Source organism: Verrucosispora sp. ts21 (genome assembly GCF_002879555.1).
Classification (GTDB): domain Bacteria; phylum Actinomycetota; class Actinomycetes; order Mycobacteriales; family Micromonosporaceae; genus Micromonospora; species Micromonospora gifhornensis.
The window spans coordinates 1-15,612 of sequence record NZ_PNOZ01000114.1 but is presented as its reverse complement, the minus strand read 5'-3'; the positions used below and the strand labels follow the sequence as shown (position 1 = coordinate 15,612).

Below are 15,612 nucleotides of genomic sequence, written 5' to 3'. Positions count from 1 at the left end.
GTGGGGGTGGGGGTGAGGGAGAGGGTGGTCAGGAGGGGGTGGTGGTCGGAGGCCTGGTGGGTGTGGGGGGTGCGGAGCACTTCGACAGTCAGCAGGCGGGTGGCCAGGGCGGGGGTGGCGAGCAGGTAGTCCAGGCGCATGTCGGAGAACTCGGCGCCGCCGTAGCCGGTGGGCACGGTCGGACCGGCGTTCGCGCCCAGGTCGACCAGGCCGGTGGCGAGCAGTCGGGCCACCGCGCGGGTGTCCGGGGTCCGTCCGTCGCAGCGCAGGTGACGGCGACGGTACGCCACCGGCAGCCGGGCGATCTGCTCGGCGTGTTCGGCGTACGGGTCGAGGGTGTTCAGGTCACCGGCGAGCAGCGCCAGGCCGTCGCGGGCCCGGCGCAGCGCGGCGGCCGCCCAGCCGGCTTCGATCAGACGACGTCGACCGGTGTACGGGTAGAAGTGGGTGCTCAGCACGGTCAACGGGCCGGCGTCGGTGCCGATCGTCACCCGTTGCGCGCCGTGGTGGAACGGGCGGCGGACCGGTGCGGCGGTCAGCACCGGCCAGGTCGACCGGACCAGCACCGCGACCGGCTGCCCGAACCAACTGCCCGCCACGTAGGGCCGCAGGCCCAGCCGGGCGGCGAAGGCGGTCACGTCCAGCCCTCGCAACTCCTGCAGGGCGAGCACGTCGGGGCGGGCCTGCGCGATCACCCGCAGCAGCGCGTCGCGTCGATCCGGACCACCGGAGTCCCGGCCGCCGTTGCGGACGTTCCAGGTGAGCACGCGCAGCACGGCGGATCAGTCCGCCCGACCGGCCTTGGCCAACTCGTCGTCGAGGGTGTCGACGTCCTCGGATTCGATTGTCGGCTGGTTGCCTTCGTGGACGTCGGCGTTGGGCCGCAGCACCCAGTACAGCAGCCCGATCCACAGGCCGGTGAGCATGATGGCGCCCATGAAGTCGGTCGGGTGGTGCATGCCCCGGTACATCCGGGAGACCGCCACGCCGACCGGCAGCACCACCGCCAGCGCCACGAACAGCCACCGCCACCACCTGTCGGTGCGCGGGAAGACGATGACCGCGATGGCGACCCACAGGCACAGGGTGGCCGCGATGTGGCCGGACGGGAAGGACGAGGTCGGCATCGGCCCGTCCAGGTTCTCCACCGGTGGGCGCGGACGGTCCACCGCGGCGGCGGAGGCGAGGAAGAGGGTCAGTTCGCCGAACATGGTAAGCGCCACGAACAGCAGCGGCCGCCAGCGCCGCCAGATGGCCAGCACCAGCGGGCAGAAGATCATCGAGATGAGCAGGATCGCGTGGGTGTCGCCGGCCTTGCTCCACCACCAGCTCAGGTCGTTCAGCGCCGGGGTCTGCCGGGCGGCGAACCAGGTCGGCACCACCTCGTCCCAGGTGGCGAAGAAGGTGCCCTTGGCGTGGTAGCTGACGAACGTGCCGAAGGCGTACAGCGCGCCGAAGACAAGCACCCAACCGACGATGATCTCGGCGATGCCGGCTCGGGCGTGCGGCAGCAGCTTCTCCTCGTCCGGCGCGGGCGCCACCTCGTGTGCCGCCTCCGGTTCCAGCCCTTCGGTCAACGGCACGGCCGGACGGCCCCGCTCCACCCGCCACAGGCGGAAGGCGTACGCGGTGACGCCGAGCCAGGCCGCGCCGAGCAGCCACGCGCCGATCACGTCGGAGAGGAAGTGCACGCCGAGCGCGACCCGGGTGAAACCGATGAGGAAGACCACGACACCGACCACGACCATCGCCAACCTCCGCCAGCGCGGGGCCATCGCCGGCAGGAAGACCAGCAGCAACGCACCATAGGCCACCATCGACCCGAGCGCGTGGCCGCTGGGGAAGCTCTGGCCGGCGTACGAGCTGATCGGCGTCTCCACCTCGGGCCGCAACCGGTCCACCAGGGTCTTGAGGGCCGGGTCGAGGATCAACGCGCCGGCACCGGTGACGATCACGAAGACGGCGAGCCGACCCTGCCGCCGGATCAGCAACCCCACCACCGCGACGGTGACCAGCCAGACGATGACCGGCCGACCGCCCAGGTCGGTGATCGCGTTGAGCACCGTGACCAGCGGGCCGATCGGCGAGACCTGATCGTTGAGCCACCGCGCCACACCGTGGTCGATGTCGTACAGCGGCGACCACTGCACGCGGACCAGCACCAGCACCAACCCGAAACCGACCCCGGCACCGAGTACGAGCGCCAGGCCGGCGAGCGTACGTTCGGTGAAGTGTCCCAGGGGTCGACGCAGTACGTCCTTGACCGCGCCCACGGCAGCCTCCTTCGCCTCTGGCGTGCCGCTGTACCCGGTCGATGTGTCGCGTACACCCGCCGCGTCGGCGGGTCGGCCCGTTCGGGCTACAGGGCGGTCATCTCGCCGGTGTCGAGCAGGTCGTCGCGTTGTGCCTCCGGCTGCCACAGGTCCGGCTGGGCGGGCTCCGGTACGCCGATGCGCACCGCCTCCAACTGGGCCGCGAACGCGAGACCACCGAACAGCGCCATGCCGGTGAGGTTGGCCCAGAGCAGCAGCGCCATGATCCCGGTCAGCGCACCGTAGGTCTGCCCGAAGTCCGCACTGAACCGGACGTACCCGGCGAGCAGCAGGCTGGCCAGCCACCACAGCACGGTGGCGATACCAGCACCGAAGAACAGCCAGGACAGGCCGGGCTGATGGCGTCGGGGCGCGTGCCGGAACAACACCGCGACGGCGAGCACGGTCAGCCCGAGGCTCAGCGGCCAACGGATGACGTCCCAGCCGACGGCGGCCACGTCGCCCCAGGCGTAGTGCCGCTGCACCGAGTCACCCATCGGCCCACCGCCGACCAGGATCAGGAAGCCGGCCAGCGCCGGCAGACCGGCGGTCACGGCGAGCACGGCAGCCCGTACGTACTTGCGCAGCGCCGGCCGGTCCCGTTCGACGCCGTAGATCCGGTTGGCGCCGCGTTCGATCTGCGCCATGGTGCTCGTCAACGCCACAAGCCCGGTCATCAGACCCAGGGTCAGGGCCACCTCGCCGATGTCTTCGGCCCGTTCGGCACCGGCACCCTCGCCGTCACCGAGCAGCTCGGCGACCACCTGCTCACTGGCACCCGGCGTCAACGCCAGGACGGTGTCGGCGACCACCTCACCGCCCTCGGCCGCACCCAGCTCCGCGATCAGCCCGGTCAACGCGATAAGGAACGGCACCACGGCCAGGCAGAGCTGGAACGCGAAGGCCCGGGAGTGGCTGAACCCGTCGCCGTAGCGGAACCGGGTGAAGGCGTCCCGCAGCAGGTGCCAGCCGCCCTCCCGGCGCAACGTCTGCCAGGCGTGGTCGGCGCAGAGCTGCTCGTCGGACATCAGCCGGGTCTCCGGCACCAACTTGGTACTACTCACCGGAGTCGCCTTTTTTCGCGACTGCGGGGCTCGCAAGCTCACTCCTCGCGCTCACCGGAGTCGCCTTTCGTTCGCGACTGCGGGGCTCGCAAGCTCACTCCTCGCGCTCACTGGTACCACTTCTCTCGACGAGCTGTTCACCTCGCTCGGCAGCGGCTTCAGCGTCGTCGGTGAGGTCGGGGGCCTGCTCGGGCCGGGGTACGCACAGCCACAACGCGCGCCGGTGGATCTGCGCCTGCAGGGTGGTCCCCGGTTCGATCAGGTCACCGTCGAGTTCGCGGGGTTGGGCCCGGTTGCTGGTGATCTCTACCCGCCGGGCCCGGAACTCCTCCATCCGGGGCACCCGGTCGCGGCGGCGCAGCACCCCCCAGCCGAGGGCGAGCCAGTGCCGCAGCGTACGCGGGCTGAGCACGGCGATGTCGAAGTAGCCGTCGTCGGGTGCGGCCTCGGTGAGCAGGGTGACCCCACCCTGGAGCCGACCGACGTTGGCGACCAGCACCGAACGGGCCCGACGGGTCAGCGGCGGCTGGTCGTCCAGCCGGATCGACACCCGTATCGGCCGGTCCCGCAGGTGTCGCACCGCTCCCACCACGTACGCCGGCCAGCCGATCCGTCGTTTGGTGGTCTCGCTTGTGGCGGCGAGCATCTGCGCGTCGAAGCCCATGCCCGCCATCACCGCGAAGTGCTGCCCGTCCACCTCACCGACGTCGAGCAGCCGCCGACCGCGTTCCACGGCGACCGCCAGCCCGGCGGCCAGGTCGGTGGAGAGTCCCAGGTTGGCGGCGAGCAGGTTGCCGGTGCCCTGCGGCAGCACGGCGAGCGCCACCTCGGTGCCGACAAGCGCGCTGACACACGCCCGTACGGTGCCGTCTCCGCCGCAGGCGAAGACCACGTCGACGCCGGCGGCGACGGCCTGCTCGGTCTGGCCCCGGCCGGGGTCGTCGATGGTGGTCTCGTACCACAGCGGTGCCGGCCAGCCGGCCGTGGCGAGGGTGTCCTCCACGGTGTGGCGCAGCGCGTCGAGGTCGTCCACCTTGACCGGGTTGACCACCACCGCGCTGCGCAGCGACCGCGTCTGCCGTCCAGCTTCCACGGCGTCAGTGTGCGCCATGGTGCGGGCTTCGGCACCCTGGCGGCGCGTGGGCAGGTTCACCCGGCCGACGCGTTTGGATCGCCGAGGAACTCAGGCGGCGGTACGCAGGGCAGCTTCCACCCGGCGACGGGTGTCGGCCAGGTCGACGCCGGCCTCGGCGAGGACCAGCGCGCCCAGCCCGCCGCCCTCGCGCAGCAGGCCGAGCAGGATGTGTTCGGTGCCGATGTGCCGGTGGCGCAGCCGGATCGCCTCGCGCAACGACAACTCCAGCACCTTCTTCGCCCGGTGCGAGAACGGGCCGCCCGGCCGCTGGCGGCGGCCCCACCGGCGTCGTGGCGGCGGTACGGCTTCGCGCAGCGCGTCGGGGCCGAAGGATTCCTCGATCCGGGCCACGATGGCGGCCAGGTCGATGCCGATCTCGCGCAGCGCGACGGCGTCGGCCTCGGCCAGCCCGGTGCTGCCGGTCTCGGCGTGTCGGCGGATGCGCGCGCGCAGGTCGTCGGCGGTGACGCCGGCGTCGCGCAACACCCGGACGGCGAGGCTGTCGCCGTCGGCGAGCAGGGCGAGCAGCAGGTGCTCGGTGCCGACGGGTCGTTGCCCCTCGGCCCGGGCCTCGTCGCGGGCCTGGCGCACCAGAGTGCGGGCCCGGTCGGTGAACCGTTCGAACATCACCCCTCCCAGGAGGATTCGACCGCCGGACGCCCGGCGTGCTTCTTGTGGACCGCCTGCCGGCTGACCTCGAGCGCGTCGGCGATCTCCTGCCAGGACCAGCCCTGCCGTCGGGCGTTGTCCACCTGGACCACCTCCAGTCGTTCGAGCAGCCGACGCAGTGCGCGGACCGCGCGCAGGCCGACCCGGGGATCGGTGCTGCCGGCCGCGGCGGCGAGTTCGGTAGCCTGACTCATGCTGTCAACTTACATTGACAACGCCCGGTCGTCAACCAATGTTGACACCCAGTCTTCCGATCGCGCCCCTGAGCAGCACCGCCGCGACTAGCCTCGTACGCAGGTCAGGCGGGGACAGGGGGTGAGGTCGGGTGGCCTCAACCAACGACGCGCCGGTGCTGGCCGGCATCGGTCCGAGCGACGCCCTGCCGGTGGCCCGGGTGGCCGCGCGGGTGGCCGCCGGGCACGGCTGCGGCGTACACCTGCTGCACGCCTTCAACTGGGCGGCGATGGCCGCGCCGGCGGTCTCCGGTTCGCGGGCCGACGCCGAGCGGCTGATCGCCGAGGCCAGCGAGGCGGTCCGGCTCAGTCAGCCGGAGGTGCCGATCACCACCGAGATCGTCGAGGGTCCGGCGGTGGCGAACCTGGTACGCAAGTCCGAGTCGGCCTTCCTGGTGGCCGTCGGCGACGGCGGAATGGCCCACTGCGACAGGTGCATCCCGGCGGACAGCCCCGCGGTCCAGGTGGCCGCCCGGGCCGACTGCCCGGTGCTTGTCGTCCGACGGGAACCACCGCCGCAGGGCCCGGTGCTCGTGGGGGTCGACGGGTCGGCCTCCGCGGAGACCGCGCTGGCCTGGGCCTTCGCCGCGGCCAGAGAACTGCGGGCCCGGCTGATGGCCGTGTGGGTGGTCGACACCGACGACGCCATCGAGGCGGCCACCCAGCGGCTCGGCGACCTGGTGGCCCGGGTGAGCGCCGACGACACGGCCGTCGAATGCCACGTCGTACGCGGTGATCCCGGCTCGGTGCTTGTCGACCAGTCCCGGTCGGCGCAGCTGACGGTGGTTGCCGCGCGCGGCGACGAGCCGTGGCGCGGCATGCTCGGCGCGGTCAGTCAGGCGGTGCTCTACCACGCCCCGTCACCGGTGATCGTGGTGCGTGGAGTGACCGGCGGACCGGATGCCGACGGGTCGTGACACCCGGGCGGGCGGGACCAATGGCCCTGATTCATGGCTGCCGATGTCGCCAGACTCAAGGAGGAAACCACGTGTTGCGGATGCGGAATCCGCCGAACAGGGAGAGGCTCACCCAGTATGGACACCGCCCTGAATCCGAAGAGCACCCTGACCGATGAGGAGCTGCGCCGGCTGGACGCGTACTGGCGGGCGGCGAACTACCTGACCGTCGGCCAGATCTACCTGCTCGACAATCCCCTGTTGCGCGAGCCGCTGGCCGCCGAACACGTCAAGCCCCGGCTGCTCGGCCACTGGGGCACCTCCCCCGGCCTGAACCTGATCTACGCCCACCTGAACCGGGTGATCGTGGCGCGGGACCTGTCCGCGATCTACATCACCGGCCCCGGCCACGGCGGTCCGGCCCTGGTCGCGAACAGCTGGCTGGAAGGCACCTGGAGCGAGCGGTACCACGGCATCGACCGCGACGAGGCCGGCATGGCCCGGCTGTTCCGCCAGTTCTCCTTCCCCGGCGGCATCCCCAGCCATGTGGCCGCGGAGGTGCCGGGTTCGATCCACGAGGGCGGCGAGCTGGGGTACGCGCTGAGCCACGCCTACGGCGCGGCCTTCGACAACCCGGACCTGCTGGTCGCCTGCGTGATCGGTGACGGGGAGGCCGAGACCGGCCCGCTGTCGGGCAGCTGGCTGTCCAACGTGTTCCTGAACCCGGCCCGCGACGGCGCGGTGCTGCCCATCCTGCACCTCAACGGGTACAAGATCGCCAACCCGACCGTGCTGGACCGGATCCCCGAGTCCGATCTGCTCGACATGATGCGCGGCTACGGCTACCAGCCGTACGTGGTGGCCGGTGACGAGCCTGCCGCCGTGCACGAGTTGCTGGCCGCCACGTTCGACCGGGCGCTCGACGAGATCGCGGAGATCCAGCGGCAGGCCCGCTCCGGGGGAACCGTCACCCGTCCGCGCTGGCCGATGATCGTGCTGCGTACGCCGAAGGGCTGGACCGGGCCGAGCGAGGTCGACGGCAAGCAGGTCGAGGGGACGTACCGGGCCCACCAGGTTCCGCTGTCGCAGGTACGCACGAACCCGGCGCACCGGGCCGAGCTGGAGCGCTGGCTGCGCAGCTACCGGCCGGAGGAGCTGTTCGACGCCACCGGCGCACCGGTCGCCGAGCTGGTCGCGCTGCCGCCCACCGGTGACCGGCGGATGAGCGCCAACCCGGTCACCAACGGCGGGCAGGTGCTGCGCGACCTGACCCTGCCCGACTTCCGCGACTACGCGGTCGAGGTGCCCCGACCGGGTGCGACGGTCACCGGGGCCACCGGAGAGCTGGGCAAGTGGATCCGCGACGTGATCGTCGCCAACCCGCAGACGTTCCGGCTGTTCGGCCCGGACGAGGTGGCCTCCAACCGGCTCCAGGCGGCCTTCGAGGTCACCAACCGCGCCTGGATGGCCCGCATCGTCCCCGGCGACGACCACCTCTCCCCCGAGGGCCGGGTGATGGAGGTCCTCTCCGAGCATCTGTGCCAGGGCTGGCTGGAGGGTTACCTGCTCACCGGCCGGCACGGCATCTTCACCAGCTACGAGGCGTTCATCCACATCGTCGACTCGATGGTCAACCAGCACGCCAAGTGGTTGAAGGTGACCCGGGACATCCCGTGGCGGCTGCCTGTCGCGTCGCTGAACTACCTGCTCTCCAGCCATGTCTGGCGGCAGGACCACAACGGCTTCTCGCACCAGGACCCGGGCTTCATCGACCACGTGATGAACAAGAAGGCCGAAGTGGTCCGGGTCTACCTGCCGCCGGACGCCAACACCCTGCTGTCCACCATGGATCACTGTCTGCGCAGCCGGCACTACATAAACGTGGTGGTGGCCGGCAAGCAGTCCGCACCGAACTGGCTGACCATGACCGAGGCCGTCCAGCACTGCCGGCGCGGCCTGGGGATCTGGGACTGGGCCAGCACCGACGGCGACAGCGAGCCGGACGTGGTGCTCGCCTGTGCCGGCGACGTACCGACGCTGGAGACGCTGGCCGCGGCCGACCTGCTGCGCCAGCACCTGCCCGAGCTCAAGGTGCGGGTGATCAACGTGGTGGACCTGATGCGGCTGCAACCGCCGAGCGAGCACCCGCACGGGCTGCCGGACAACGAGTTCGACACGCTGTTCACCCGGGACAAGCCGATCATCTTCGCCTACCACGGCTACCCGTGGCTGATCCACCGGCTCACCTACCGGCGTACCAACCACGACAACCTGCACGTGCGCGGGTACAAGGAGGAGGGCACCACCACCACTCCGTTCGACATGGTGATGCTCAACGACCTGGACCGCTTCCACCTGGTGATCGACGTGATCGACCGGGTGCCCGGGTTGGCGGCCCGCGCCGCACACCTGCGCCAGGAGATGACCGACGCCCGGCAGTCCTGCCGCGACTACACCCGGCAGTACGGCGAGGACGATCCCCGGGTCGCCGAGTGGCGCTGGGTCCGCGAAACCGACCAGACCAACCCGTAGCGAGGTGACATCGTGAGCGACGAGCAGATTCTGGTGGGTTACGACGGCTCGCCGGACGCGGCAGCGGCCCTGGAATGGGCCCTGGCGCAGGCCGGACGGGACGGTCGGCCGGTACGGCTGGCGTACATCTTCGAATGGCTCACCGTGGCCGGCTGGGTCGGGCCCGGCATGACGCCCGGGATGTGGCCGGACGAGCAGGCCCGGCAGCAGGTCGAGGAGTTGGTGCGCAAGGCGGCCTCCGACGCCGCCGCCGCGCACCCCGACCTGACGGTCAGCGGTGAGGTGCTCGACGGGCCACCCGCCCTGGTGCTGGAGGAGTGCTCCACCGCGGCCGGCCTGGTGGTGCTGGGCAGCCGTGGGCACGGCGGCTTCACCGGCCTGCTCGCCGGCTCCACCGCCGTCAGCGTCACCGCACACGCGCACTGCCCGGTGGTGGTCGTGCGCCGCGAGACGGCCGACGTCACCCGCGCCGGACACGTCGCGGTCGGCGTGGACGGCTCGGAGCAGTCCCTGCTGGCGCTCGGCTTCGCCATCGAGCAGGCGGCGTTGCGTCGGGTACCGCTGCACGTGCTGCGAGCCTGGCAGCCCGGCCGGGAGCAGTGGAACCTGACCGGCGAGCAGGCCCGCGAGGCGGCGCTCGCCGCACAGCGCGCCGAACTGGACGAACCGCTGCGCCGCTGGCAGGCGACCTTCCCCGACGTCGAGGTGAGCGTCGAGACGGCCGCCGCCGCCCCCGCCGGGCTGCTGATCGACGCCAGCCGCAACGCTCAACTGATGGTCGTCGGCACCCGAGGCCGCGGCGGGCTGCGCGGCATGCTACTCGGCTCGGTCAGCCAGCAACTCATCCAGCACGCGCACTGCCCGGTGGCGGTGGTCCGGGAACGCTGAGCCTCACGCCACCGGTTCCCCCTCGGTCGTTCAGGCCGGCGGGGAACCGGTGGCGTGCAGACCGCCGTACAGGGCGCGCAGCGCGTTGAGGATCACCAGCACGTCGATGCCCTCCTGGAGGAAGGCACCGGCCACCGGTGGCAGCAGGCCGGCCGCCGCGAACCCCATCGCGCACACCGCCAGCCCCATGCCGACGGTGGCGCTCTGCACGGCGATCCGGCGGGCGTACCGGGCGATCTCGACCGCGTCGGCGAGCGGATCGAGCCGGTCGACGGTGAGCACCGCGTCGGCCACATCGGCGGAGGCGGTCGCCCCGGTGGCCCCCATCGCCACCCCCACGTGCGCCTCGGCCAGCGCCGGGGCGTCGTTCACCCCGTCGCCGACCATCACCGTGACCGCCCGGTCGGCCTCGGCCCGTACCCGCGCCACCTTCTCCTGCGGTGTGCACCGGGCCAGCACGTCGTCGACACCCACCGCCTCGGCGACCCGCCGGGCGGCGTCCGGCCGGTCGCCGGTGACCATCACGATCCGGCTCAGGCCGGCCGCGCGCAGCCGGTCGACGGCTCGGCGGGCGTCGGGGCGTACCGGATCCTCCAGCAGGATCGCGCCGATCGGCCCGGTGTCGTCGGCCACCCAGACCACGGAGTGTCCCGGTTCCTCGATCCGGGGTAGGGCCCAGGATGGCGGGTCGCCGTCGAGTTGCCCGACCCGGATCCGCCGCCCGTCGACCCGGCCGTGCACCCCCCGGCCCGGCTCCTCGGTCACCTCGGTCGGCATGGTCAGCCGCAATCCCCGGTCGCGGGCGTGCTCGACAAGCGCCGCCGCCAGCACGTGCGGAGACAGCTGTTCCACCGACGCGGCCAGCCGCAACACCTCGTCGGGGTCGCCCCCGGCCGCGACGATGGTCTCGGCCACCCGGGGGCGGCCGACGGTGAGCGTGCCGGTCTTGTCCACCAGCAGGGTACGGACCCGGCCCAGCACCTCCAGCGAGCCGCCGTCGCGTACCAGCACGCCCCGGCGGGCCACCCGCGACAGCCCGGAGACGATCGCGATCGGGGTGGCCAGCAGCAGCGGACACGGGGTCGCCACCACCAGCACCGCCACCGCGCGGATGATGTCGCCGGACAGCAGCCAGCCCAGCCCGGCCAGCACCAGGGTGAACGGTACGAAGGCCGCGGCGTACCGGTCGGCCAGCCGTACCGTCGGCGCCTTGCGGGCGGTCGCCTCCTCGGCCAGCCGCACGATTCCCGCGTACGTGCTGCGGGCGGCGCTCTCGGTGGCCCGCAGCCCGAACCCGGCGCCGGCGTTGATCACGCCGCTGGCCACTGCCGCACCGACGCCCTTGTCGACGAGTTGGGACTCCCCGGTGACCACCGACTCGTCGAGCGTCGCCGGATCCTCGGTGACCCCGTCGACGGCGACCACGTCACCGGGGCCGACCAGCAGCCGGTCGCCCACCGCCACCTGGTCGACGGGCACCACCTCGATGCCGCCGTCGGCGGTGCGCCGTCGTGCCGTTCGCGGTGCCCGCTCCAGCAGGGCCCGCAGGTCCCGGGTCGCCCGCCGCTGCGCGTACGCCTCCAGGGTCCGTCCGGTGGCCAGCATCACCGCGATAACCGCACCGGCCAGGTACTCCCCGACGACGAGCGCCCCGACCAGCGCCAGGACCGCGATCACGTCCACGCCGAACCGGCGCCGCCACAGATCACGCAACACGGAGACGGCGGCGGGCACCAGCGCGACCAGGGTGACTGCCGCCCACACCAGATCGGCGACGCCGGACCGCCCGGCCCACCGCAGCCCCGCGCCGACCAGCACCAGCACGGTCAGCCCGGTCAGCGGCGCCCACAACCCCCACCGCCGGCGCAGCGGACCGCCGGACCGGCCGTGCTGCGCCGGATGCTCCGGCAGGCACTCGTTGCCGCCGTGCCCCGGCCCGCTGGCCCCCGACTGCGCCCCCACCAGCGGATCGTCCCAACCCGCGAGCCCCGACGTCGGCCACTTCCGACCAACGAGCCTTCCGATGTCGCGGCCGACAGCGGATGCCGAATCCCCCTTGCGGGCGGAATCCGGGCCGGAGTGCCCCCGCCGGCGGGCCCAGCGGTCCGTGCGAACGACCGACGTGTGGCCCAGGATGAACGGGACCCGCCCCACAGCCGTACCGAGGTGCGGCACGATGGGGACATACGGAAAGGTCGTGACGATGAGCCACCAGACGCCCGCTACCCGCCGCCCGTTGACCACCGCCCTCGCGGAGGCCGCCGCGATGGCCGGTCACGCGCCGTCGGTGCACAACACCCAGCCCTGGCGTTGGCGGGTGCTTCCCGAGGCGTTGGAGCTGCGGCTGGTCTCCGACCGCCAGCCCACGGCCACCGACCCGACCGGCCAGTTGGTCATGCTCAGCTGCGGTGCCGCCCTGCACCACGCGCGCCTGGCGCTGGCCGCCGAAGGCTGGACGGCGACGGTGCACCGGATGCCCGATCCGGGCGAGCCGGAACTGCTCGCCCGGTTGACCGATCCGCAGGCCTCCGGCGTGGACCCGGACGCGATGCGCATGGTGCAGTGCATGCAGGTGCGGCACACCGACCGACGGCCGGTCAGCGAGGAACCGGTGAGCGAGGAGAACCTGACCGCGATCGCGTCGGCCGCCGCCGGGGAAGGCGCCCACCTGGAGATCCTCGACCGCGACCAGGTACTGCAACTGGCCGCCGCGGCCTCGCACGCCGCCGAGGTCGAGGCGGAGGATTCCCAACTGCGGGCCGAGCTCGACTACTGGACCAGCCGCGCCGGTGGCAGCGGGCTCCCGCCGGAGGTGCTGCTGCAGCAGCCCGCGCAGACCACCGTGCCGGGCCGCGACTTCGGCCGTCCCGGCACCCTGTCCGGTGGTCCGGGGCACGACCGGGCGGCCTCGTACGGGGTGCTCTACGGCGACGAGGACGACCCGCGCGCCTGGCTGCGCGCCGGGGAGGCGCTCTCCGCCGCCTGGCTGTTCGCCACCCGGCTGGGTGTGTCAGTGGTCCCGTTGAGCGGGGTGGTGGAGGTCGGTGGCACCCGCCAGATCCTGCGCCAGGTGCTGGCCGGGTTCGGTCACCCGTACCTCGTCCTGCGCCTGGGGGTCGCCGACCCGGAACACGCCGGTCCGCCGCACACCCCACGGCTGCCGCGCGAACAGGTGGTGGATACCACGGCCGTGGACGACTGACCGATCGCGCAGGCGTTCTGTCCCGCCGGTACGCCGGATAGCATCGCCGGATGACCGACGGCGCACCGAACCCCCGCCACGAGCCCCCCTCGCTCGGGCTCAGTCCGTTGTCCCGCGTCCACCTCGACGAGCTGCTCCAGGAGATGCTGGACCGGGTCGGCGAGGTGGTGACCAGCCGGGAACGGCTGCGCGCGCTGCTCGACGCGGTCGTCGGCATCGGCACCGACCTGGATCTGCACAGCACCCTGCGACGGATCGTGCAGTCGGCCTGCGAACTGGCCGGCGCCCGGTACGGCGCGCTCGGTGTGATCGGCACCGACCGGACCCTGCACGACTTCATCACGCACGGCATCTCCCCCGAGTTGCACGCCAAGATCGGTGACCTGCCGCACGGGCGGGGCGTGCTCGGCCTGCTGATCGACGACCCGAAGCCGCTGCGGATGCCGGACATCACCCAGCACCCCCACTCGTACGGCTTCCCACCGAACCACCCGCCGATGCACACCTTCCTCGGGGTGCCGATCCGGATCCGGGACCAGGTCTTCGGCAACCTCTACCTGGCGGAGAAGCAGGGCGGCGCGCAGTTCACCGACGACGACGAGGAGATCGTCGTGGCGCTCGCCGCGGCGGCCGGCGTGGCGATCGAGAACGCCCGGCTGTACGCGCTGGCCAGTCGGCGGGAACGCTGGCTCGCCGCCACAGCCGAGATCACCTCGCTGCTGCTCGGTGAGGTACGCCGCACCGACGCGCTGACCCTGGTGGCGCGCCGCGCCCGCGAGGTCGCCGAAGCCGAGTTGGCCCTGGTGCTGCTCTACGACGACATGGCCGACCATTTCACCGTCGAGGTCGTCGACGGTTCCGGCACGCAGGCCCGCGCGCTGGTCGGCACGGTGCTGCCGGCCGACGACACGAGTTTCGCCGGTCCGGTCGCCGAGGGCCGGCACGCTTCGGTGGACGACCTCGCGCACGCCGCGCCCTGGCCGGCGGTGCTGCACACCGGCCCGGCGGTGATCTCACCGCTGGCCACCGCCGACACGCTGCACGGTGTCCTGGTGATCGCGCACAGCGTCGACCACGACGGCGCCACCGACGACGACGTGGTGCTGCTGGGCAGCTTCGCCGGGCAGGCCGCGCTGGCCATGGAGCGGGCCCGGGGGCAGGAGGAACGGGAGCAGTTGGTGGTCCTGGAGGACCGCGAACGCATCGCCCGTGACCTCCACGACGTGGTCATCCAGCGGTTGTTCGCCACCGGTCTGCAACTGCAGAGCGCGGTGCCGCTCGCCGGTCGTCCGGAGTTGGCGAAGCGGATCAACGCCGCGGTCGACGACCTGGACGCCACCATCAAGGACATCCGGCGCACCATCTTCGAGCTGCGCAGCCCGGTGAGCGCGGCGCTGCGCACCGAGATCCGGGAGGCTGTCGAGGTGGCCGCCGAGTCGTTGGGTTTCCGGCCCCGACTGGAGCTGATCGGGCCGATCGACAGCGCCGTGCCCGACCCGGTCCGCCCCGACCTCACCGCCGTGCTGCGCGAGGCCCTCTCCAACGCCGTACGCCACGCCGAGGCGTCGGCGGTGTCGGTGACCGTGAGCGTCGAAGCCACCCGGGTCAGCGTCATCGTCACCGACAACGGGGTGGGGTGCGACCCGGCCGCCGCCCGGGGCGGGTTGATCAACCTGCGCGAACGCGCCGAACGCCACGGCGGAGCCTTCGAGGTGCACCCGACCGAGCCGCGCGGCACCCGACTGCACTGGTCGATCCCGCTCCGGGACTGACCGGCGACGCTGTTCCCTGCGGGCCGGTGGTTTCGGCGTACCGTGGCGCGGCCAGGCCCCGGTGGGCCTGGCCGCGGCTGGTCAGTGGCCCTTGCCGAGCAGCCGGGTGGCGAGGACGGCGGCCTGGGTGCGCCGCTCCAGCCCCAGCTTGGCCAGCACGCTTGACACGTAGTTCTTGACGGTCTTCTCGGCCAGGAACATCTTGCCGGCGATCTCCCGGTTGGTCAGCCCTTCGGCCACGTACTCCAGGATGCGCCGTTCCTGCTCGGTGAGGGACTGCAACTCGCGCGGCTGCTCCACGCCGCTGCGGATGCGATCCAGCACCCGGGTGGTGATCGCCGGGTCGAGCAGCGATTGACCGGCCGCCACCCGGCGCACCGCGTCGACCAGGTCGGTGCCACGGATCTGCTTGAGCACGTAGCCGGAGGCACCGGCCATGATCGCGGCGAACAGCGCCTCGTCGTCCTCGTACGAGGTCAGGATCAACCCCTTGATCGAGGAGTCCACCGCCCGGATGTCCCGGCAGACGTCGATGCCGTTGCCGTCGGGCAGCCGAGCGTCGAGGATCGCCACGTCCGGACGCAGCGCGGGGATCCGCCGGGCCGCCTCCTGCGCGGAACCGGACTCTCCGACCACCTCTATGTCTCCGCTGGCGTGCAGCAGATCGGCGAGACCACGACGGACGACCTCATGGTCGTCGAGCAAGAACACCCGGATCATCCCCCGTTTCTACCCCCTCCACCCCACCCCCCGCACGGGCCAAAGGTCCCAACCCCTCCTCCACCGGTGTTGATCAAGAAGTTTGCGTCGCCATCGCGCCGGATCCAGACCAATAGCTCTTGATCAACACGGGCGGAGGGGGTGGCAACGCGCTGCGCAACCTCGGCCTGTGGGAAGCGGCCCGGTGCA

The 15,612-nt window shown here is 72.3% G+C and carries 13 protein-coding genes; 5 read left to right on the top strand and 8 right to left on the bottom strand.

Annotated features, from left to right (window positions below; all coding sequences use genetic code 11):
- The 6 genes from C1A38_RS28690 to C1A38_RS28665 form a co-directional block, all read right to left on the bottom strand.
- The coding region (locus C1A38_RS28690) for an endonuclease/exonuclease/phosphatase family protein (protein WP_102660818.1) at positions 1 to 776 on the bottom strand (776 nt) is incomplete at its 3' end.
- A gap of 6 nt (positions 777 to 782) precedes the next feature.
- Positions 783 to 2,273 (bottom strand): phosphatase PAP2 family protein, encoded by a 1,491-nt coding sequence (locus C1A38_RS28685; RefSeq protein ID WP_102660817.1) that lies wholly within the window; start codon positions 2,271 to 2,273, stop codon positions 783 to 785.
- A gap of 86 nt (positions 2,274 to 2,359) precedes the next feature.
- Positions 2,360 to 3,376, bottom strand: coding sequence for a YihY/virulence factor BrkB family protein (locus tag C1A38_RS28680; RefSeq protein WP_102660816.1), 1,017 nt, complete (start codon positions 3,374 to 3,376; stop codon positions 2,360 to 2,362).
- 94 nt (positions 3,377 to 3,470) lie between these two features.
- Positions 3,471 to 4,487: a diacylglycerol/lipid kinase family protein gene (locus C1A38_RS28675; RefSeq protein ID WP_102660819.1), complete on the bottom strand. Its 1,017-nt coding sequence runs from the start codon at positions 4,485 to 4,487 to the stop codon at positions 3,471 to 3,473.
- A gap of 72 nt (positions 4,488 to 4,559) precedes the next feature.
- A complete protein-coding gene (locus C1A38_RS32275; protein ID WP_102660815.1) occupies positions 4,560 to 5,138 on the bottom strand; it encodes a Clp protease N-terminal domain-containing protein in 579 nt (192 codons plus the stop codon).
- Positions 5,138 to 5,374, bottom strand: a complete 237-nt coding sequence (locus C1A38_RS28665) for an HTH domain-containing protein (protein ID WP_102660814.1) — start codon at positions 5,372 to 5,374, stop codon at positions 5,138 to 5,140. The genes C1A38_RS32275 and C1A38_RS28665 overlap by 1 nt, the downstream gene beginning before the upstream one ends.
- A 131-nt stretch (positions 5,375 to 5,505) precedes the next feature.
- Here C1A38_RS28665 and C1A38_RS28660 point away from each other — a divergent pair, with 131 nt between their 5' ends.
- From C1A38_RS28660 to C1A38_RS28650, 3 genes are all read left to right on the top strand, one after another.
- Positions 5,506 to 6,330: a universal stress protein gene (locus C1A38_RS28660; protein WP_102660813.1), complete on the top strand. Its 825-nt coding sequence runs from the start codon at positions 5,506 to 5,508 to the stop codon at positions 6,328 to 6,330.
- A 117-nt stretch (positions 6,331 to 6,447) separates the two neighbouring features.
- On the top strand, positions 6,448 to 8,841 hold the full coding sequence (locus C1A38_RS28655) for a phosphoketolase family protein (protein ID WP_102660812.1): 2,394 nt from the start codon (positions 6,448 to 6,450) through the stop codon (positions 8,839 to 8,841).
- 12 nt (positions 8,842 to 8,853) lie between these two features.
- Positions 8,854 to 9,729: a universal stress protein gene (locus C1A38_RS28650; protein WP_102660811.1), complete on the top strand. Its 876-nt coding sequence runs from the start codon at positions 8,854 to 8,856 to the stop codon at positions 9,727 to 9,729.
- A gap of 30 nt (positions 9,730 to 9,759) precedes the next feature.
- Here C1A38_RS28650 and C1A38_RS28645 read toward each other — a convergent pair whose 3' ends face one another.
- Positions 9,760 to 11,691, bottom strand: coding sequence for a heavy metal translocating P-type ATPase (locus C1A38_RS28645; protein WP_102660810.1), 1,932 nt, complete (start codon positions 11,689 to 11,691; stop codon positions 9,760 to 9,762).
- Positions 11,692 to 11,932: 241 nt separating this feature from the next.
- On the opposite strand from C1A38_RS28645, the gene C1A38_RS28640 reads away from it, so the two are divergent.
- Positions 11,933 to 12,931, top strand: coding sequence for an Acg family FMN-binding oxidoreductase (locus tag C1A38_RS28640; protein ID WP_199180361.1), 999 nt, complete (start codon positions 11,933 to 11,935; stop codon positions 12,929 to 12,931).
- A 50-nt stretch (positions 12,932 to 12,981) separates the two neighbouring features.
- Positions 12,982 to 14,703, top strand: coding sequence for a sensor histidine kinase (locus C1A38_RS28635; protein ID WP_102660808.1), 1,722 nt, complete (start codon positions 12,982 to 12,984; stop codon positions 14,701 to 14,703).
- Between the two features lie 81 nt (positions 14,704 to 14,784).
- On the opposite strand, the gene C1A38_RS28630 is transcribed toward C1A38_RS28635, so the two are convergent.
- Positions 14,785 to 15,423, bottom strand: coding sequence for a response regulator (locus C1A38_RS28630; RefSeq protein ID WP_013732401.1), 639 nt, complete (start codon positions 15,421 to 15,423; stop codon positions 14,785 to 14,787).
- Positions 15,424 to 15,612: the final 189 nt, after the last annotated feature.

Bases quoted from the DNA above. Each gene is read 5' to 3' on its own strand.
- C1A38_RS28675 (WP_102660819.1), bottom strand. From the start codon at position 4,487: ATGGCGCACACTGACGCCGTGGAAGCTGGACGGCAGACGCGGTCGCTG.
- C1A38_RS32275 (WP_102660815.1), bottom strand. From the start codon at position 5,138: ATGTTCGAACGGTTCACCGACCGGGCCCGCACTCTGGTGCGCCAGGCC.
- C1A38_RS28665 (WP_102660814.1), bottom strand. From the start codon at position 5,374: ATGAGTCAGGCTACCGAACTCGCCGCCGCGGCCGGCAGCACCGATCCC.
- C1A38_RS28655 (WP_102660812.1), top strand. From the start codon at position 6,448: ATGGACACCGCCCTGAATCCGAAGAGCACCCTGACCGATGAGGAGCTG.
- C1A38_RS28640 (WP_199180361.1), top strand. From the start codon at position 11,933: ATGAGCCACCAGACGCCCGCTACCCGCCGCCCGTTGACCACCGCCCTC.
- C1A38_RS28635 (WP_102660808.1), top strand. From the start codon at position 12,982: ATGACCGACGGCGCACCGAACCCCCGCCACGAGCCCCCCTCGCTCGGG.
- C1A38_RS28630 (WP_013732401.1), bottom strand. From the start codon at position 15,423: ATGATCCGGGTGTTCTTGCTCGACGACCATGAGGTCGTCCGTCGTGGT.